The sequence below is a fragment of the Rothia mucilaginosa genome (genome assembly GCF_019334805.1).
In the GTDB taxonomy this organism is placed as follows: domain Bacteria; phylum Actinomycetota; class Actinomycetes; order Actinomycetales; family Micrococcaceae; genus Rothia; species Rothia mucilaginosa_C.
Map to the genome: position 1 here is coordinate 1,096,980 of NZ_CP079822.1, position 19,955 is coordinate 1,116,934.

Annotated in this window: 15 protein-coding genes; 12 read left to right on the forward strand and 3 right to left on the reverse strand. The window is 59.9% G+C overall.

Annotated features, from left to right (window positions below):
- Positions 1 to 88 precede the first annotated feature (88 nt).
- From LPB405_RS04245 to LPB405_RS04270, 6 genes are all read left to right on the forward strand, one after another.
- Positions 89 to 751, forward strand: coding sequence for a hypothetical protein (locus LPB405_RS04245; protein WP_219102004.1), 663 nt, complete (start codon positions 89 to 91; stop codon positions 749 to 751).
- A 90-nt stretch (positions 752 to 841) separates the two neighbouring features.
- Entirely contained in the window at positions 842 to 1,531 is a 690-nt protein-coding gene (locus LPB405_RS04250; RefSeq protein WP_049347381.1) for a hypothetical protein, read from the forward strand.
- Between the two features lie 74 nt (positions 1,532 to 1,605).
- Complete coding sequence (locus tag LPB405_RS04255; RefSeq protein ID WP_070633892.1) at positions 1,606 to 2,265, forward strand: hypothetical protein; 660 nt, start codon at positions 1,606 to 1,608, stop codon at positions 2,263 to 2,265.
- Positions 2,266 to 2,526: 261 nt separating this feature from the next.
- Entirely contained in the window at positions 2,527 to 2,964 is a 438-nt protein-coding gene (locus tag LPB405_RS04260) for a hypothetical protein (protein WP_141746594.1), read from the forward strand.
- A 178-nt stretch (positions 2,965 to 3,142) separates the two neighbouring features.
- Positions 3,143 to 3,853 carry a hypothetical protein gene (locus tag LPB405_RS04265; RefSeq protein WP_070505461.1) on the forward strand — a complete coding sequence of 237 codons (711 nt, stop codon included), beginning with the start codon at positions 3,143 to 3,145 and terminating at the stop codon, positions 3,851 to 3,853.
- A gap of 337 nt (positions 3,854 to 4,190) precedes the next feature.
- On the forward strand, positions 4,191 to 4,439 hold the full coding sequence (locus tag LPB405_RS04270) for a hypothetical protein (protein WP_141744415.1): 249 nt from the start codon (positions 4,191 to 4,193) through the stop codon (positions 4,437 to 4,439).
- 96 nt (positions 4,440 to 4,535) lie between these two features.
- On the opposite strand, the gene LPB405_RS04275 is transcribed toward LPB405_RS04270, so the two are convergent.
- On the reverse strand, positions 4,536 to 7,544 hold the full coding sequence (locus LPB405_RS04275; protein ID WP_219102005.1) for a choice-of-anchor M domain-containing protein: 3,009 nt from the start codon (positions 7,542 to 7,544) through the stop codon (positions 4,536 to 4,538).
- 286 nt (positions 7,545 to 7,830) lie between these two features.
- On the opposite strand from LPB405_RS04275, the gene LPB405_RS04280 reads away from it, so the two are divergent.
- The 6 genes from LPB405_RS04280 to LPB405_RS04305 all read left to right on the forward strand — a co-directional run bounded on the left by LPB405_RS04280 (position 7,831) and on the right by LPB405_RS04305 (position 16,220).
- Complete coding sequence (locus LPB405_RS04280) at positions 7,831 to 10,182, forward strand: TIGR03773 family transporter-associated surface protein (protein ID WP_219102006.1); 2,352 nt, start codon at positions 7,831 to 7,833, stop codon at positions 10,180 to 10,182.
- Positions 10,169 to 11,920, forward strand: a complete 1,752-nt coding sequence (locus tag LPB405_RS04285; RefSeq protein WP_219102007.1) for an anchored repeat ABC transporter, substrate-binding protein — start codon at positions 10,169 to 10,171, stop codon at positions 11,918 to 11,920. The genes LPB405_RS04280 and LPB405_RS04285 overlap by 14 nt, the downstream gene beginning before the upstream one ends.
- A 94-nt stretch (positions 11,921 to 12,014) precedes the next feature.
- Complete coding sequence (locus tag LPB405_RS04290; protein WP_219102008.1) at positions 12,015 to 13,112, forward strand: TIGR03773 family transporter-associated surface protein; 1,098 nt, start codon at positions 12,015 to 12,017, stop codon at positions 13,110 to 13,112.
- Positions 13,109 to 13,984, forward strand: coding sequence for a metal ABC transporter ATP-binding protein (locus LPB405_RS04295; protein WP_219102009.1), 876 nt, complete (start codon positions 13,109 to 13,111; stop codon positions 13,982 to 13,984). Before LPB405_RS04290 ends, LPB405_RS04295 begins: the two co-directional genes overlap by 4 nt.
- Complete coding sequence (locus tag LPB405_RS04300) at positions 13,981 to 14,835, forward strand: anchored repeat-type ABC transporter permease subunit (protein ID WP_070677719.1); 855 nt, start codon at positions 13,981 to 13,983, stop codon at positions 14,833 to 14,835. The genes LPB405_RS04295 and LPB405_RS04300 overlap by 4 nt, the downstream gene beginning before the upstream one ends.
- A 314-nt stretch (positions 14,836 to 15,149) precedes the next feature.
- Positions 15,150 to 16,220, forward strand: coding sequence for an alcohol dehydrogenase catalytic domain-containing protein (locus tag LPB405_RS04305; protein WP_219102010.1), 1,071 nt, complete (start codon positions 15,150 to 15,152; stop codon positions 16,218 to 16,220).
- Positions 16,221 to 16,725: 505 nt separating this feature from the next.
- Here the strand turns inward: LPB405_RS04305 and LPB405_RS04310 are convergent.
- Both LPB405_RS04310 and LPB405_RS04315 read right to left on the reverse strand, forming a co-directional pair.
- Positions 16,726 to 18,048: a CoA-disulfide reductase gene (locus LPB405_RS04310; RefSeq protein ID WP_219102011.1), complete on the reverse strand. Its 1,323-nt coding sequence runs from the start codon at positions 18,046 to 18,048 to the stop codon at positions 16,726 to 16,728.
- A gap of 236 nt (positions 18,049 to 18,284) precedes the next feature.
- Entirely contained in the window at positions 18,285 to 19,850 is a 1,566-nt protein-coding gene (locus LPB405_RS04315; RefSeq protein ID WP_049341972.1) for an MFS transporter, read from the reverse strand.
- Positions 19,851 to 19,955: the final 105 nt, after the last annotated feature.

Here is a 19,955-nt window from a genome sequence, read left to right on the forward strand (position 1 = left end):
GGTATCCTCAGCACGTAGGCACCGCCGCCTAATTTGGGTGGGGTGCATACCCTTCCTATTCACCAACCACACGAAACGAGAACCCGCCATGCGCACTTTCCTGATTATCTTCTGGGGTATCTTTGCTACGTTCACAACAGTTGCGACGTTTTACGTCATCATCAATTACGAGGTGCAGCGCTGGAAAGATAAGCAACGGCTACGTGAGGGTATTTATATCCGACGGGTTACGCGGCTCAAAGCTCTCATGACGATATTTACCCCCGTTTTTCCGTGCCTTATGTTTGCAGGTCATATATTTTTTGACCCTGAATCAGCAAGGATAACGATTGACATAACGGCCTTGTTAGTATCAGTACCATTTGCCGCATACTTGCGCTATGTGCATGTCGCCTACGTGAAGACCTCCGCCGAGGGCATCGAGCAACGTATCTGGTTCTCCAACCCGACCCGCTACCCCTTCAACGCGATCAACCGCGTCGTGTTCTACAAGGCATCGAATTATGAAGACGATGACATGGTGGGGTTCTACGCCAAGTCAGGCACCCAGATTGCCCTGTTTAGCCCGATGCCTCATAAAAATTACCGACTTCTGGCGATTGTACGGTTCAGGATTGAGAACGAACGTTGGCCTGACATGGACAACCCGGATGATGTGGCGCAGGTGGACCGTTTGGATTGTGCCGGGAAGACGATGCGCTACTTTGAAAATTTGGGGAAGGTTACTGGCCTTGCCGACGTCTACATGTAACCCTCCCAATAAGCGCCGGCTACCCCCTGCATCCGAAGAGCCGCAACCGGCACGAACACCACCAACACCGCGAAAGAGGAGAACGGCATCATGCACACCTTTTTCCTTCTACTCTGGGGCACCTGCACCCTCGCATCAATCATCGGCGCCATCATTGTCGTTATCCTGCATAATAGGCACCTGCGCCAGGACATGCAGCTACGCGACGAAGGCATCTACATTACGCGCGTGCCCCGCCGTGAAGCACTCATAAGCCTCCTCACGCCCACACTCCCGGCAGGTTTCTTCGCGTTCTACCTCTACACGCAGGCAGAGCTCGGCATCCTCTTCAACCTCCTGATGTTCATCCTGCTGCTGGTCTTCCTCTACCACCTTCTGCACGTTCACCTGGTGTACACGAAAATCACGCCCGACACTGTGGAACAGAAACTCTCACCGTTCGCTACCGTGACCCCCTACCCGATTAGGGCTATCGACCAGGTTTTCTACTTCCAGGGTAAGACGGAGGCGGAGGATTGGGATGGGGAAGCGACCGACAGCGCCACCTTCTACACCAAGAAAGGCAAGCAAATCGCCAAGCTAGACCCCGTTGGAAGGAACCACCGGCTGCTGGCAATCGTACGGTTCAGGCTCGAGTTCGACCGCTGGCCCGATATGCGGAACCCGCAAGATCTGGCGTGGGTTGATACATGGGATAACCTCGAGTGGACCCGACCCCTGTTCAGGAAGCTGTACAGAAGACGCAACAAAATCACCGGCCTAGCGGATATCAAGATGTAGCGCCGCACGGCAGCCGATACGATAGACCCAAACGCCGAACCCTATTCACCAACCACACGAAACGAGAACCAACCATGCGTATTTTCCTCATCATCATATGGGGCGTTATGGCCTTCATCTCGGTAACCGGGACGCTCTACATCATCATCAATTACGAGATTCAGCGCTGGAAGGATATGGAGCGCCGCCGCCAAGGCGCGTACATCCGGCGAGTCAATCAGGCAGAGGCTCTCCTGACAATATTTACTCCTGGATTTCCGTGCCTCTATCTCTTTGCTCATCTTATAGACGAGGGGTCTCCAGGTGCCTTTTATGAACTCCTTGGGATATTTCTGTCAATCGGATTCATGATGTATGCCTGGTATGTGCATGTTGCCTATGTGAAGATCTCCCCTGAAGGTATTGAGCAGCGCATGTGGTCAGCACGCACGACCGTCTATCCCTTCAACGCTATTGACGGCATTGAATACTATGAGGCAACCTCTACAGACGACCAGGATCTTGTGTCTTTCTACAGTAAATCCGGAAAACTAATTGCCGCCTTCTGCCCGATTATTCACAAGAATTATCGTCTAATGGCGATTGTGCGGTTCAGGATTGATAATGACCGCTGGCCTGATATGAATAATCCGAGTGATATTGCTCGGGTGGATGCTCTAGATAGTGGCCCTGATACAGTCCCGTACTTCAGGGAAAAAGAGAAAGTCACCGGCCTCGCCGACGTCTACATGTAACCAACCACCACACTAGGACACCCCATGCTCAGGAAATTCCTTGCCGAAACCGTCACCAACGGCTCCATAGGACTCAACCGCCCCAAAGGCTATATTCCTCTGGGACAGCGGCAGAAAAAGCCGCTGCTGGCTGTGTTAATTTTGGACGCTTGTACAGTGGTTGTTTGTCTTCTGTGTCCTCTACTTTTCAGAGCAGAGAGCCTTGTTGACTACATTCCAGCCTACATATTTACAAACATAGTTGGAATGCATTTCTGGTTTATGTCCATCCATGTTCACTCTTTCTACATCCAGCAGAATGCAACCTCCGTGAAATGGCGGAACTGGCGATTCAAAACCCGCGAGTTCGACTACAGCAGCATCACCAAAATACACATGCAGGTCAACGGCAAAGGCGGACACCTACTCATCAGCAGTAGCCAGATGGGACGCTACCGTCTGGGTTTCAGCCCCGTCTTCTTTGACGCAACCTACATCTACCACATGATTCTCTTCCGCGAGCGCTACGGCGTTTGGCCACCCAAGTACATCCCTGAGCTCTTCGTAGAGTTCGGTGATTACGAGGACATGGACGCTCTGATTAAGGTCATCTGTTATGCCCGCACGTATGAGATTGGTTCCCCCGAGGCTGGGGAGTACCGACAGATCCCGGAACACCTGCAGCGCATCCTCGACCGCGCCGCGGCAGAGTCCAAATAGTTGAAAGGGAAATAGCATGAACGCTATCTCTGAAACCTTCAGAATCCTATGGCTAATCTTCCTGTGGTTCTGCTTTAGCTTCATAGCTCTTGCATCTCTAGTGATGGCCGTTATTGGGGTATGGCCTTGGGGTGCGCTGTTCTTCGTTTTAAGCCCTCTGAATCTTGCTTACATAGATATGATTAACGCTGAAAATATTGGCTATAAAGCGACCGGAGGCCTCTTCCACCGCTTCTTTATTTTCGTTTACTCCATCAACGCGGTGGGCTTGATTGTTCTGACGGTTCTGACGGCTTTCGGTGTACTCCAGGGGGACCCGGCTCCGTGGACCCCTGAGACGAACTTTGCTTCCTGGTACATGGTTGGCGGGCTAATCATCGTCGCCTTCCTCATCTACCGCATCGAGCCTAATGATGAGATTCCTGACCTGCTGCGCATGGAGCAGATGAATAGGCGCTCAACCCGTGTGGGCGTTGTGTCGGCGGCTATTTTCACGGTTCTGTGCCTCGTGGTTCCTCTGACCAGTTTCATGACTGCAGGCTATGATCCGGTGGCTCTGGCGGTTGCGCTTTTCCTGGCCCCTGGGTTCCTGCGTGTTGTGCGTGAGGGCCTCTTCTACCTGCAGGGCACCCGCTTTGAGGAGGGATCTGAGGGGTACCGTACCCTGCGTGCCGTGTGTATTGGCGTGGCTGGTTTGGCTGGGTGTATTGCGCTCGGGTATGTGGGCTATTCGCTGGTTCGTCTGGAGTTGCTGCCTGCGCTGTTCTTTGCTGCCTCGGTAGCGATGAATGGGTGGTCGGTGAAGAAGTACATCACCGTGGGTATCACCATTCCCGAGGAGGAAGACGAGGATTCCTCTTCCAATGCCGCTGTTCAGGAGGCGGAGTAAAACATGCTAGATACCATCTTTAGTATCTTCTGGGGAATTATTTTGGTGCTGTCCATTGCTTCTATCCCCTACATTATTATTAGGTACGAGATTAATCGACGCCAAGATAAGAAAAAGGAAGCACAGGGAATTTTTAATAAGATTGATTTAAAGAAGTGGGACATTTAATGAGATTACCTTTTTCCACTAAGTTATAAATAGGGGAGCCGATGGAAATTAATTATGCTCGCCGCCAAATAATAGGGTTGACCCTTTTGATAATGCTTGCTGTATACATGTTTTTGTTGTTCCTCAACATTTACGTGATGACAGTGATGGCATTACCGCAACCTGTACCGTGACTAAGGCATATTCGGTACCGCGCGGAGGAACAGTAAGCGGCATGAATGATATTAGACCCAAAGGTCTTTTTGAGACGGAAGAGTGCGGCACGCTCACAATGATTACTCCTCCGGAAGGTCGCAAGATTCCCGAGTATGTTGAGAGCGTCAAGCCTGGCAAAAAATACCTATTCCATGTGTCGAATCGTTCAACTAATAAAGAGCGGGATTTTACTACGACCCGCTTTGAAGAAATCAAAGAATAACAACCTCATAAATTAAAAACAAAGCCCCCGCGGCCGAGAGTCATTCTCTCAGCCGCGGGGGCTTTATCGTATCAGCGTGTCCTCACGCGGCGAGCGCTAAGAAGCGCGGCGGCGGGAACGCAGCACCATCACAGTGCCGGCACCGAGCACCAGTGCGCCGCCCACAGCCACAGACACCGCACCAAAACCAGTACGCGCCAGGCCGCCCTGCTGAGCGCCACCAGACGAAGCAGACACACCAGACTGACCCAGGGAGCCGCCACCGGTACCACCGCCGGAGACACCGCCCGGGTACACGCCGCCAGCAGAACCATCAGCCGAACCGTCAGAGGAGCCCTGAGCGTTCACGCCACCAGCGGCACCAGAAGCACCAGTCTGACCGGACTGACCAGACTGTGCGGTACCAGACTGTGCGGAGCCGGGCTGGTTAGCACCAGCGGTACCGCCCGGGGTTGCCGAATCCACACGGCGCACGCCACTAAAGTCGTCCGCAGCCGCGTTCGGGTCCTTCGGCACGGCAGTCTCAAACGAGCACGCATCCGACGCCTTCTTACCCACAGCAACCGCAAGTTGCTGCACCGGGCTGTTCACCTCAGTACCATCAGCCAGAGTCGCGGAATAGTGCACGTCAAACATGTACTGGCCGGGCTCAGAGAACACCCAGTTCGCGTGTGCGTGCGTCGCGTAATCAATGTCGATCGTGGTCTTGCCGGTCGTCGAGTCCAGCAGCACATCCGCACCATTCAGCGACTCAGTGAACATGCCGAAGCGTGCACCCTCAGGCATGACCTTCGGCACCACGTGCAGGCGCACGGGGCCGCGCAGCTGCGAGTAGTCAATGTCCTGCGTGTTGTAGCCGGGCCAGGGCAGGCCGCTCTGCTGGGTCTGCGGCAGGCCGTAGAAGGCGGTGCCGACCGGGCCCATGAAGTTCAGCTTCTCGTCAGCCATACGTTCGGTGCGAACACGGCGGGCGTTCTCGCTGACAGTCCACACGACCGAATCGAGCGGGCGCACGGTCGAATCAGCGTCAATGATGCCGCTGTCGTCACGCAGACCCACGGACAGCTGGCGGTCCTTCAGGGTCGCCTGAATGTCCAGGTGGCCGTGCGAGATCTTGGTGCGACCGTCAATCTGGCCGGGCACGCACTGGTTACCGGGGGTTCCGGGGGTGGACGGCTGCGCAGACGGCGCCGGGCTAGTCGGAGCAGGTGCGCTCGGGGTCGGGTTCGCGGGCGCCGGAGTCGTCGGTGCCGGAGTGGAGGGTGCCGGAGCAGGTACGCTCGGCTCTGCGGAGGCGGTCGGCACCGCAGGCACGGTCGGAACCTCGCTGGGGGACACCGACGGAACGGTGCTGGGCTCAGCGGTCGGAGCCTCGGAGGGAGCCTCGCTCGGCTCAGCAGAAGGCTCGGCAGAGGGCGCGACGGTAGGCTCAGCGCTCGGCGACGGATCCACCGGAGCAGGCTTCGGCGCATCGCTAATGGGTGCGCTATCGGGAGCCAGCGCACCGTGCGCGGTGTACTTGGTGCCCGGCTCGTAGTTCGCCGCAACCTCAGTGGTGGAGGCGGAAGCGTTCATATCCGGGTGGGTCAGCATCTTCACGCGCAGAGCCGTGCCCTTGTAGAACGACTCGTCACGGAAGGTAAAGCGCGCCACACCATCCTCGACGGAGCCTTCCAGGTCGAGGTACGGGTAGACCGGGTCATCCTGGGCGTAGAAGCCGCCACGCATGAAGCCGCGCACCTTCGGGTCCTTGAAGCGGACCTCAACGGTGCTGAAGCCGTTGCCGTTTGGGGTGACGGTCACGTCGTAGTCCATGCTGGTCGGCGTGTACTGCTGGGTGCTGAGTACGGTGTTCGCATGATCCGGGATTTCTTCGGGCCAGGAACCGTTACCGTCGTCGCTGTACACGCTCTCAGCCTTACCGGGTTCGTAGGTGAGCTTGTGCGAGATCCAGCGGGACGCCTCCGCGCTATTCTCGTCGGAGGTGTCGGGGGTGAAGACCGCCTGCAGCTGGGAGCCCTCGCTACCGAGCATTTCAGACCAGGTGGCGGTACCGTTCACGACCGGCAGGTCGGTCAGGAAGTAGCCGTTGTTGTACAGGGTCAGGGTGCCCTTGAGGTTCTTGTTCGCGGCGGTGAAGGTGATGTCGCTGAGCTTGTCGTCGGCATCCTTGTTCTTAGCCGGGTCGGCGTCCAGGCGGTGCGGTGCCACGGACAGCATGTACTTTGCGGCGTCCAGGTCACCGACGGGTGCCGCGTTGTAGCGGTCGACGGTGGGCACGGCGGTGGGGGTGCCGTCACCGAGCACGGGCTGCATGCCGCCAACCTGCCAGACCAGCTTCGACGGCTTGGAGCTGATGATGCGGCCGTCGGTGGAGCGTGCCACGGTGCGGTAGGTGACCACGTAGCGGCCGGGGCGGGTGAAGGTCGTGGTGTTGTGGGTGTGGCTACCCTTGTCGAGCAGCCAGGAGTGCCAGCCGGTGGAGCTGCTGGAGAGCATGCGGTACACGTCGGCGGGGGCGTCGTCCGGGTTGTAGCGGAAGAGCTCCATACGGCCGGGGCCCTCAACGGAGAGAATGTCGGTAGCGAACACGCCGTCACGGAAACGCTCGGTGGGCACCTTCGTGGATGCGCCCAGACCAGCCCAGATAGGGTCCTGGTTGCCGTAGGTCAGGTGCGGTGCCATGTAGAGGGTCTGACCCGGTTCGCCGAGGAACGCCAGGGAGGGGGAGGTGCCCAGAGTCATGGTGTACTGCGACTTGCCGTCCCTGGTGCTGTAGCCCTTGCCAACCCAGTTGACGGTCTTGTCCAGTTCGTAGGTGTCTGCGCCGGTCTTGTAGGGGTTCGCCTCGTTCATGAGGACGAAGGTGCCGTTCTGCTCGTCCCAGTATGCCTTGGGGGCGTCAACGTGGCCCTTGGTGGTGACGATTTTGCCGTCGTCGGGGCCTGCTGCGGCGGGCAGGGAGGGGGCAGCGCCGGCGAGCGCGAGCAACGCTGCGGCGGAGAGGAATGCGGCTGCGCGGCGGAGGGCGGGCTTGCCGCCGGGGATGAAGAGTGCGGGTGTGTGTGTGGTGACCCGTCGTTGGGTCTGCTTCTGAGAGTTCATGACAACCTTTCTCATTTTTCTATTTCCTAGGGTAGCTCTTTTGCAAATAATTGTCATTTAGAACCTAAGTGAGTATAGTGATTCTCAGAAATACGTGTGCGCAGAGGCGCGCCCAAAAACGCACACCATACACATCCACAAAGAGAAAAACACGGCAGAGCACACCCCGGACGCAAGGGAGAAACCGGCAACAGGTCGCCGGATCTAACACCGGACCCAGTACCGGGCAAACCCCGAAAGCACCGGGCAACGCGCCAGCCAACGAGCAGTCATCCAAGGAGCCACCATGCAAGGACGCACCAAACCCCTGAGCCTACTCAGCGCAACCACCCTCGGATGCACCCTCGCACTCGGGGCACCCCTCGCCCTCCCCCAGGTCGGCACCTTCACCGCCGCACAGGCACAGGAAAATCAGGCGCAGGAAAACCAGACCGGTGCCCAGGCAGGTACCGAGTCGCGCAGCTACGTCAACTACGAAGGCGACTACGTCATCGCGGGCGTACACACCGAAATGCTCAACGCATTCCTCGACGGCAACCAGTTCACCCTCGGCACCCTCGCAGACACCGGCCCCGGCCAGCAGGGACGATTCAACCCCGCCCGCACCGTCTTCCACCTGCCCGACGTCGAGGACGCACACACCAACGTCGTAGCAGGCTACGACTACATTGCCCCCGAAGGCACCGACATCTTCTACATTCCCTCCACCCGCACCCGCGGCCTGCTCTACCCCGGCCTCGGTGCGGAAGGAATCCGCCCCGGCGCGCTCAAGGACAACACCATCAACCTTGAACTCGTGCGCAGCAGCGTACCCGAAGGCGGCCGCGCCGAAGTCTTCACCGAATCCGGTCGCGACAACCCGCGCGTCTTCAGCACCAACGACCAGCTCGCACCGCACACCATCACCGCGGGCGGCCACGAGCACCTCAGCTGGGCGTTCACCCGCAAGGGCATCTACCAGCTGACCTTCCGCGCCACCGCAACCCTTGCGGATGGCACCCCGGTCAGCTCCGAGGCGACCTACACCATCGCCGTGGGCACCAACGCCGAGGACGGCTTCAAGCTCCTGAACGCGCAGAACGCCGCGAAGGAAGCAACCAGCGAGGCAACGAAGGAAGCGACCGAAACCCCCGAGGCGACCTCCACCGCTACCGAGAGCGCCACCAGCAGCCCCAGTGCATCTACCTCCGCAAGTGCCGAGGCGAGTGCATCTGCTGAGGCGAGCGCATCCACCGGTATTCGCCGCGTGGATGGATCCGTGAACGGTCAGAACGCCGCGCAGGTGACCGACCCGAACGGCGCGAAGGCGGCGGCAAATGGTGAGCAGGCATCCCAGGGCGGATCCGGTGTAACCGCTATCAGCGGCACCGACAACACCAATAACGGCTCTGACAAGGGTGAAAACAAGGACAGCAACGCCACCAGCGCGAAGGGATCCAGTGTGAAGGGCTCCAACGCCCAGAACATTAGCGCCCCCAGCAACGGCGGCGGCATTACCGGCAACGGTGTGCTGTCCTCCGGTCTGCCCGGCAGCCTGAACCAGCAGTGCATCGCCACCGAGGTTCCCGCCGAAGATGCCAAGGGCTCTAAGGACTCTAAGGACGCTCAGAAGGACAACAAGCAGAGCAACCAGGCAGCCCAGGCACCGACCAGCATCCCCACCCTCGCTGTTGTCAACACTGCCGAGCACAGCGGCCGTGAAGAAGTCACCCACGGCCACTTTGACGTAGGCCCGATCCTCAACGGCGGCAACCTCACCAGCAGCGTGAAGGACGACCGCACCAGCCCCGCCCGCCACGTCTCCCCCGGCGCCCTCGAGTTCGTACTCAATGACGCCGCGAAGATCAACCTGCCCGCAGGCATGGAGAACATCGCCCCGGCGGGCACCCCCGTGCACATGATCGGTGCAACCCAGCAGCAGGGCGTGCCCTGGCTCGGCTGGAGCACCCAGGACCCCGAACTGCTCAAGCAGCTCGACGGCCCCGTCACCATGAGCCTCAACGGTTTTGAGGGCCCCGGCACCATGTCCACCTTCCTCTCCGGTAACTTCGGTTCCGCAGGTCAGAAGGTCTTCGATTCGCGTAGCGGCGGCTCCTTCCAGGTGCCCGCAAACACCCACCAGCACAGCAACTGGGTGTTCACCGCTGAGGGTCGCTACACCGTGACCATCGGCTGGACTGCACGCCTGAAGAACGGTCAGCAGGTCAGCAGCGAATCGGTTCTGCACTTCACCGTCGGCAACCCCGATAACGCCCCGGCAAGCGATAACGCGCAGGGCGCGGCAGGCACCAAGCAGGACGGCGGCAACGCTAACAGCGCTAACGGCGCCAACAACGGCGGCGAGAAGAGCACCGCAAAGAACCCCGTCAACGGCACCGTCGACGAAGCCACCGGCATCGTCACCAAGCCCGACGGATCCAAGGTGCGCATCGTCGGTAAGACCGCCTCCGGTGAGGATTGTGCCCTGACCAGCCAGGAACTCGCCAACGCACAGAAGGCAGCTGCGGCGGGTAAGCTGCCGAACACCGGTGTGGTCATCGACCCGTTCATGGTCAGCACCTCCATTCTGGCGCTGGCACTCGGTGCCATGATTCTGCGTTCGGCACGCCGAAAGGGCCGCAGCGGTGGCACCGCATAGCGGGCATACCGAAAACCGCGCGCAAGCATATAGTCGGCGTACCGCCCTCACCCTCGCCTCCCGCATTGCGGTGGGTGCGGGGGTGGGGGCTGGTGCCTTCGCACTGAGCGGATGCGCCAGCACCGTGAACGCTTCCTCCGACCGGATGCGCGTGGTCGCCACGACCCCGATCCTGGCGGACTTGGCGCAGCAGATTGCAGGAGAGCGCGCCAGCGTGCACTCCCTGGTGCCTGCCGGTGCTGACCCGCACTCGTATGAGCCGAGCCTGCGCGATATCCGCGATGTCGCCTACGCCCGCTGCGCCCTGACGAACGGTCTGCTGCTGGAGCAGCGTAAGCTCAGCAAAATGGTTGAGGCGAACCTGCCCGCAGGCGTTGTGTCCGTGGCGGTTGCGGAGAAGATTGAGCAGTACGGCGGCAAGCTCGAAGCCATTGTTGAGGATGCCTCCCTGGACTCCATCTGGCTGGGTTTGCGTGTTGAAGAGGGCGGGCAAAACGAGTCCGCCCCCGCCGATTCTTCGGATGCGGGAATGCGCTTTGAGGTGCAGAGCGTGCGGGCGCGCACCTCTACCGATTCGTCGAATGCACAGTTGGCGGCGTTCATTACGCAGACCTTCGGCGCGGTGGAGATGCTGTGCGATTCGCATGCGCGCGGCGTGAACCTCACCCGTGAGGGGGACACCGCAATCCGTACCGGCGATATGGGTTCGCTGGAGCTTCCGTTGCAGGCGCATACGCACCTGTCGTGGGCGTTTAGTGATGCCGGCGAGTACGCCATCGAGCTGAGCGCCACCGCGGTCAATGCGCCGGAGTCGGTGCGTTCTTCGCGCGGCACCCTGTACTGCGCGGTCGGTCGTGACCCGCAGGAGCTGGTGGACCGTCTGGCGAAGGAACAGAACATTTCTGCCGCCGAGATCAAGGTTCTTTCTGCAGGTCACGCCGATATTACGGCACGTACCGGCGACGGCAGGCTCGTGCTTCGCGCGGATTCCTCCCAGGGCGCCGTAGAGTACGAACTGAACCGCACCGTGGTGGCGGTCCCCTCCCGCACCCTGCAGGAGGTGCCCGCCGGCGGCAGCTACCGTTTCCTGCGTTCGGGTGCTTCGGAGCATCGCGGTCAGGTGTACCTGCTGGCGCAGGCCGTTCTGGGCAAGCACGTGCACGGCGAGATTGACCCGCACATTTGGCATTCGGTGCCGAACGCGAAGGCGAGCGTGCAGGTCATCCGTGACGCACTCACCTCCGCCGACCCGGAGGGTGCGAGCGAGTACGCGACCCGCACCGAGCAGGTCATGAAGGAGCTTGATGCCCTGGACGCTCAGCTGCGTCAGGTGTACGGAGGCCTGCCGGAGTCGGCACGCAACCTGGTCACCACGCACGACGGCTACCGCTACCTGGCGAGCACCTACGGGTTGCACATTGCCGGTTTTGTGAGCGCCAGTGCCAGCGGCGAACCGAGTATTCAGCAGCGTCAGCGCCTGCGTCGCACGGTCGAGGATTTGAAGGTTCCAGCGATTTATCTGGACAAGTCCACGGCGATGCGTTCACCGGTTCTCACGGAGCTTGCTCGGGAGGCTCAGGTGCGTACTGGGGTGCTCTATTCGGACACCCTGGATGCGCAGGCTCCTCACTACGCGCAGATGATGTTGGCGAATGCTCACACGATTGCACTGTGCTCTGGCAATGGCTCTGGCGGCGATTCTTCGGGTGCTAGTTGCTCGGACGCCAACTCCTCGTAACCTGGTTTTTAAGCTACCCACAAGCTCATATAGCCGTACCAGCATATAGATAATCTTTCACACACCACCTAGGTCATGATTCAAGGAAGTCCTCATGATGAACTCAACCACCCGCTCTTCTCGTAGCCTGTCCGCCCTGGCTCTGGGCGCTAGCCTCATGCTCGCACCCCTGGGCGTGGCACACGCGGAAACCACCCCGACAACTGCCGAGAGCGCCTCCGCTCAGCCGAGCGACAGCAACCTCAGCCGCGGCGAGCGCGCCCTCACCCAGACCCTGTCGGCGGAGCAGCCGGTCGCATCCGGCCGCACCGAAATTTCTGCCGGTCACGTGGATATGGGTCCTCGTTTCAACAACGGCAAGTTTGAGCTCATGCTCCACGACGACCACGGCGAAACCCCCGTCTGGCGCAGCCTGGACGAGGTCATCTACCGCGGCAGCGATAAGGCCATCCTGGAGGTGCCGAACGACCCGCGCTACTCCTTCGTGGGTGCGCCCGCCGGCTCTAAGGTGTACGTGATTCCGCAGACCGAAACTAAGGGCGTAATCTGGCCGGGTTGGAACACTCAGGATCCGCAGCTGGTGTCCAAGCTGAACCGCGGCGTGAACCTGACCCTGGAGCAGGTGAGCGGCCCCGGCACGTTCAGCCTGTACCTGGAGAACGGCAACTTCTCGGCACCGCAGGTGCTGTGGTCCTCGACCAAGAGTGAGCCGCAGAAGCTGTGGGTGGAGAAGAACACTCACACCCACGCGAACTGGGTGTTCACCGCCCCGGGCGAGTACCTGCTGAAGGTTACCGCGAGCGCTGAGCTGTCTGACGGTTCGACCGTGTCTGATACCCGCTACCTGAAGTTTGCGGTGGGTGATTCTGCGAGCGCCGATACCCTGTACGCGATGGAGGCGCAGGCCCGCGGTTCCTCGGGTTCGGCTTCTTCTGCTTCCTCCGATGCTTCGTCTACCTCTGCTTCTCAGGCTGCCGGTACCCAGGCGTCTGGTGCACAGGCATCCGGTTCTTCTTCTGCCGCCGCAGCGAGTGACCAGAGCGGTTTCCGTGCTGAGTTCACGATTTCCTGGAGTCCTATTGTCGCTGGCATCGTGGTCGTGGTGGGCGTGGGCGCGTTCATCGCCTCCCGTCGCCGCCGTTCCTCCGCTCAGCGTGAGGCACTGGACGAAGTGCGCGGTGACCGTTCGTGAGCGCGTCGGTAACAGCGGGTACTGAACCTGTTCTAGAGATTTCGAACCTGTACGCGGGCTACGCGCGCCGTTCCATCCTCAAAGATTTGTCCCTGACCCTGGAGCGCGGCGAGTTTACGGGTCTGATTGGTGCTAATGGTGCCGGTAAGACCACGCTGCTGCGCACTATTTTGGGTCTGATTCGCCCCGCCTCCGGGCAGGTTCGGGTGCTGGGTGAATCGCCCCGCGCGGCGCGTGCGCACATCGGTTACGTGCCGCAGAAGCACCAATTCCAGTGGGATTTTCCGCTGACCGTCAAGGATACGGTGATGACCGGTCGCGTGCGCGAGATTGGGTTCTTCCGCCGCCCGGCGAAGAAAGATTGGGTGCAGGTCTTTTCGGCGATGGAACGCACCGATGTCCTGCACCTGCAGGATGCCTCTATCGCAGAGCTCTCCGGCGGTCAGCGCCAGCGAGTGCTACTTGCGCGCGCCCTGGCGGCCGGCCCCTCCCTGCTGCTGCTGGACGAGCCGTTCACGGGCGTGGATGCGCCCACCCAGACCACTCTGACCCGCCTGTACCGCGAGCTAGCGGACGAGGGCATCACGATTCTGATGTCTACGCACGACATGTTGGCGGCGCGCGAGTCCTGCTCGCGTCTGTGCGGTGTGCGCGGCAATATTCATCTGGATGGTCCGGCGGACTCCTTTAGCCTGGAGCAGCTGCACACGTGGTTGCACGGTCACGATATTGAGGAGGCGCAGGGCCACGCCCGCACGGGCTTCACCTGTGCCGGTGGTGCGTTGGATGAGTACGGCCACGAACTGCCGGATTCCTGCGCTTCTGATTCTGCCCCCGCTGATACTGTTGCTTCTACCGGGGGTGCCCGTTGATTACTCCTATCGATTTTCTTGCCGACCTGTTCAACCCGTCCCTGGCCTTCCTTCCGCGCGCCCTGGCGGCTGTGCTACTCGCGTCGGTGGTGACGGGCGTGGTGGGCTGCCACGTGCTGATGCGCGGCATGGTCTTCATTGGCGATGCGGTGGCGCACTCGGTGTTCCCGGGCCTTGCGGTGGCGTTCGTGCTGGGCGGCAACCTGATGGTGGGCGGCCTGACCGCGGGCGTGGTGACGGCTATTCTGGTGGCTATTTTTAGTCAGAATCAGCGGTTGCGCGAGGATTCGGTCATCGGTATTTTCTTCGCCGCCTCTTTTGCGTTGGGTATTGTGATTATTTCTTTGGCACCGGGCTATTCGGGGTCGGTGCAGGATTTCTTGTTCGGCTCGATTGTGGGTGTTTCGAATGAGGACATCACCAACGCCGCGATTATGGGCGCCGTGATTCTGCTGGTGCTGTGGCTGTTCCACCGGCAGATTGTGACGGTCAGCCTGGACCGCGAGAGCGCCCGCGCGATGGGCCTGCCGGTGCTTGCCCTGGACATTGTGCTGTACGTTCTGGTGACCATTTCTGTGGTGCTGGGTCTGCAGACGCTCGGTAATGTGCTGGTGCTGGCGCTTCTGGTGATTCCGGCGTCGGCAGCCCGCCTGGCGTGCCGCCGTCTGGGGTCGATGATGGTGTTCTCGCCGGTGTTTGGCGGTATCTGCTCGATTGTTGGCCTGTACCTGTCGTGGGCGTTTAACCTACCGACTGGTGGCACGATTGTGCTGTCGATGGTGGCGGCTTTTGTGCTGGTGTGGGCGGTGACGGCGGTTCGTTCGCGAGCGCGTGCCCAGCTGAAGAGCTAAATCCAGTTGAAGAGCTAAGCCCAGCTCAACCTCGACTCAACCCAACTTTTCTCGGCTAAACGCACGAGTAAACGCACGAGGCGCATCCCTGTTTTGGGGGTGCGCCTCGTGCGTTTTTTACAGGTCTTAAATACCCAAAGTGAATCATGTTCATGTTTAAAGAACCAAAAGATACACTCCGCGTAATAAAAGCGCATAATTCAACACGTCGGGTTTAATGAAAATACAACCTATCAAATATTTCTTATGGGTTGATACATGTAGTGATAAAGCAGTCACTGCACCCTCATTAGAGCTTCAAAGAAGGAGTCATCATGAAGGCATATGTATACCACGGCCCCGACCAGAAGGGCGCCTGGGAGGAAGTCCCGAACCCCACCATTCTTGAGCCCACGGACGTTATTGCCCGTGTCGACACCACCACCATTTGCGGTACTGACCTGCACATCCTGAAGGGTGACTGCCCCGAGGTGGACCACGGACGCATCCTCGGCCACGAGGCTGTCGGTACCATTACCGAGGTTGGCTCCGCGGTGACTGACTTGAAGGTCGGCGACCGCATCATCATCCCCGCCGTGACCAGCTGCGGTAAGTGCTCCTACTGTAAGGCGAACCAGCCTTCGCACTGCCAGACCGTTGGTGGTGTCGGCTGGATTTTCGGTTACATGATTGACGGCACCCAGGCAGAGTACGTGCGTGTTCCCTACGCAGAGACCTCGGTTCACCTGGTTCCGGAGGGCCTGACCGATGAGGACGTCCTCTTCCTCACCGACGCACTGCCCACCGGCTTCGAGATCGGTATTCTGAACGGCAACACTAAGCCCGGCGACACCGTCGCTGTCGTGGGTGCGGGCCCCGTGGGTCTGGGTGCGATTATGACCGCTAACCTCTGCGGTGCCGGCCGCGTCATCACCATCGACTTCGACGAGAACCGCATGAACAAGGCGCTGGAGCTGGGCGCAACCGATAAGGTCAACGCGGGCGACCCGGACTTCATCGAGAAGATTAAGGCTCTCTCCCCCGACGGCCTGGGCGTGGACGTGGCAATTGAGGCTGTGGGTGTTCCGCAGACCTTCGAGACCTGCACCAAGATTGTTCGCCCCTACGGCAATATCGCTAACGCTGGCGTGCACGGCAAGCCCGTTGAGTTGCCCCTGAACACCATGTGGATCTCTAACGTTCGCATCAACATGGGTCTGGTCAACTGCAACACCGTCGGTAACCTGCTGAACATGGTCCGCTCGGGTCGCCTGAACGCTAAGGCTATGGCAACCCACCGTTTCACCTTCGACCAGTTCGAGGAAGCCTACGACCTGTTCACCCACGCTGCTGAGCACAACGTGGTGAAGGTTGTTATCTCCCGCAACCCCGAGGTTGCGGCATAGACTGCGGTAGGCTCATATACCGCTCATACTGAAACCCCGAACATTCGTTAGAGGTTTCGGTGGGATGTCTTCATGACACTGCGAACATCCCCACGATTCGCCTCCGGGTGGGAGAGGGTAGGTCCCACCCGGAGCGCGAATCGTCCTCCCCTACCCCGAGATGTAGTTATTTTCTGATGATGTAAGAAATCTGAAGATGTAGAGATGCGCCAGCTCGGGGTTTTCTGTTCCCTCAGCCCCCTCTCCGGTGGGCTCTGGGGCGGTTCCTCAAGCGTGATGCACCCTCTGCCGGGCGCTCTGCCAACCTGCTTCGGCGGGTTCTTCTGCCAGGCAACCTCTACTGGTGGAGGGGCGCATCATTTGGCTCTTCTTGGTCGGGCGGTACCTCCGATTCTGCTCCTCCTTGAAGGGAAAGGAAAAGGGTCGCACGCTTACGATTCAATGGCGATTCGTAGGCTGCGACCCTCTTCTCATGCCCAGATTTTCTGTGCTCAGGGCGGGCTATTTAGTTTTTAGGCTTCTCAGTACTGGGTTTCTCACCGGCGTTCTTTTCACCGGCGCTCTCATGGTCGACGGCATCTTCTGGGATGCGGGTGAACGCCTCCGTGGGGTCGTCTGCCCCAGCTGCGGCAGAAGAGTCGGTAGCACCTCCGGTGACGGGTTCGGTGGGTGCATCAGCCGGATCCTCGGCAGGTGCTTCAACGGGCACCTCCGCAACGATGGGCTCTTCTGAGGCGGGTACTTCCGCGGCCTTCTGCGCATCCTGAGCCTCTGCAGGCTGCTCAGAAACACTCTGCCCAGAAACAGGCTGCTCGGTAGCTACAGGTTCACCGTGCGCTTCCTTCTTCGCATCCTTGTGCGCGTCCTTATGTTCGAGCGTGTAGATGATGCGCGGTTCCAGCCGCTCAAACCCGATCTTGGAGCGCACCCAGTTCACGAAGCGGTCGATTCGGTCCTCCGGGTCCTCCGCCTCGCGAGTCTTCACCACGCGGTAGTTGTGTGGCAGCATCACGCTATCGCTGAGCACGCGTGGGTACTCGTCAATCTCCTGAATACCCGCCATGTACATGTTCTCGCGGAATTGCTGGGCGAACTCCTGCTGGCCGAGGAACAGCTGGTCGGCGTAGGTTTTAGCCGCCAGGCGCTCGCTGTAGGCGTCCTTGGAATCGCGGGCGCCCTTCTTAGAGCCGTAAATATCCCAGAAGTAAAAGTACACGTTGTTCGCGATAATGGCGGAGATAATGCGGTTCTGCAGGTACACGAGGGAACCCACCGCAATCGCGCCAACAATCAGGAGCACCACGGCAAGCGGGGAGAGCGCAAAGTCAGGCAGATTGCCGCGGTGGTTCGGGAACAGGCCAATCAGGTAGGCGATGGTGACCACGACGATGGGCACACCGATGAACACCACGGCGAGCGGCACCCAAATGTACAGCAGGCCGCGCAGAATCAGGCGGTAGTAGAACACCGAGTCGCCAATGGGGATGGGCGTGGGCTTCACGGAAGAGTGCGCACGCTTCATGAGCAGGCTGAAGATGCGGTTGCTGTCGATACCAACTTTACGCAGCTTCGATTCGAGGGACGCACGCTTGAGGAAGACCCGATAGTTTTCGAGGACGACACGCTGGTCGGAGGTGAGCTTTTCGGGGTCGGGTAGCGCACTGATGTCCAAGCCGGCTTCGGTGAGGAGCTTGCTCCACAGTTCCAGTCGCGCCAATTCGGAGGGTTTTGCCGCCGCCTGCGCCTGGTAGTTTTTGTAGGAGATGAAGATGGTGCTGGCACCGATGAGTAGCGTAATAAAGGGTGCTATCCAGTCTTTGAGTCCCATGGTGGCGTTCCTCCTTGAGTGTGTGGAGCCGCTGGTTCCTCGGTCTTTTCATCGCGTCTTTTCAGGACGTCTTTTCGGGCGCGAGCCCGCTGTTTTTACCGTACCACCGGTACCTGTGCTGAACCTTTATACGCGCAGGTGGGTGCGTAAGAATAAGCCCCGCCTCCCGATGCTACGGTAGCGTCAGGAGGCGGGGCTTACGTACCCGAATTAGTGCGCTGGGTTAGCGCGGCAGGTTAGTGTTCTGCGGGCTTCATTTCGCGCGGTGCCTTGCGGATCATGAAGTAGCTAATGACGGCCATAACACCCATGAGCACGGCGCTGAATGCGGAGCTCAGCACCACGCCGGAGTCGAAGGCAGCGAATGCGGAGGAGAGCAGCTGGTTCGCCTGCTCGCCACCCACCTGGCTTGCGACCGTCACGGCACCGCCGAGGGTTTCGTGGGCGTGGTCGGCGAGAGTCTCATCCAGGCCGTCGGGTACAACCACATTTGCGCGGTAGACGGCGGTGAGCATGCCACCAATGATGACGGTGCCGAGCACCGTACCTGTCTCGTAGGAGGTCTCCGAGATCGCGGATGCCGCACCAGCCTTACGCGGCGGCACGCTGGAGAGCATCAGGTCGTTCGAAATGGTCTGCGCAATACCGATGCCGGTACCGAGCACAATGAAGATCAGGATAATCACCAAGTCGTTGTGCGCACCCAGGAAGGCGAGCACCGCGAACGCGGCAGCGTGGAGCGCCAGACCGAAAGACACCACCTGCGCCGGGTGGAAGTGCACCGCCACGCGCGCAATCACCAGACCGGCGATAATGATCGCCAGGGTACCGGGAATCAGCAGCATACCGGCGTACATGGGCGGCAGACCGGAGACCAACTGCAGGTGCTGGGAGGCGAAGTAGATGAAGCCAACGTCCACCATCATGGAGATGAGGTTTGCGGTAATCGCGCCGGTGAACACGGTGTTGCGGAAGAGGCGCACATCCAGCATGGGCTGAATATCGTTCTTCTCGCGGTTGAGCTGACGCAGCACGAACAGGACAATGAAGCACAGGCCGGCAAGGATGGTGCTGATAGCCACCGCATCGAACCCGGTTTCGGAGGTGTGAGTCAGACCGAAGGTAATGCCGGTCATGCCGGTCATAATCAGCAGGATGCTCAGCGGATCCACCGGGCTGGGGTTCGGGTCCTTCGACTCGGGAACCATAATCGGGGCGAGAATCAGCAGAGGAATCAGAATCGGCACAGCGAGCAGGAACACCGAACCCCAGTCGAAGTGCTCCAGCAGGAAACCACCCACAATCGGGCCCAGCGCCGCACCCGCCGAGAAGCCCGAAGCCCACACGGCAATAGCGATGCGGCGCTCGGTCGCATCCACAAAGATATTGCGAATAATCGACAGGGTTGCCGGCATGAGCATGGCGCCAAAAATGCCAAGCAGGGCGCGGGCAACCACGAGCATCAGCGCGGAGGGCGCGAATGCCGCGAGCGCAGAGATTGCCGCGAAGCCGGTCGAACCGATGAGCAGCAGCTTGCGGCGACCGATGCGGTCACCGATAGCGCCCATGGGCACGAGCAGGGCGGAGAGCACCAGGGAGTAGGAGTCAACGATCCACAGCTGCTCCGCGGAGGAGGGGCTCAGCGCCTTAGCGATTGCGGGCACCGCGAAGGCAAGCACTGTGTTGTCGATGGAGACCAGGAGCACCGGGAGCATGAGCACACCGAGTGCCGCCCAGCGCTTGGTCTTCTGGTCGGGGGCGTGAATGGGCAGAGCCGTGGTGTGCGGATTGTGATTCGTCATGGGTTGTTTTCGTGCGTCTATAAGGTGTCGGCTGATGCGGCGGACGCGGCGGCATCAGCTCGGCCTGTCTTTTGGGCCAGGTCTTTTAGTAAGTCTTTTGGTGAG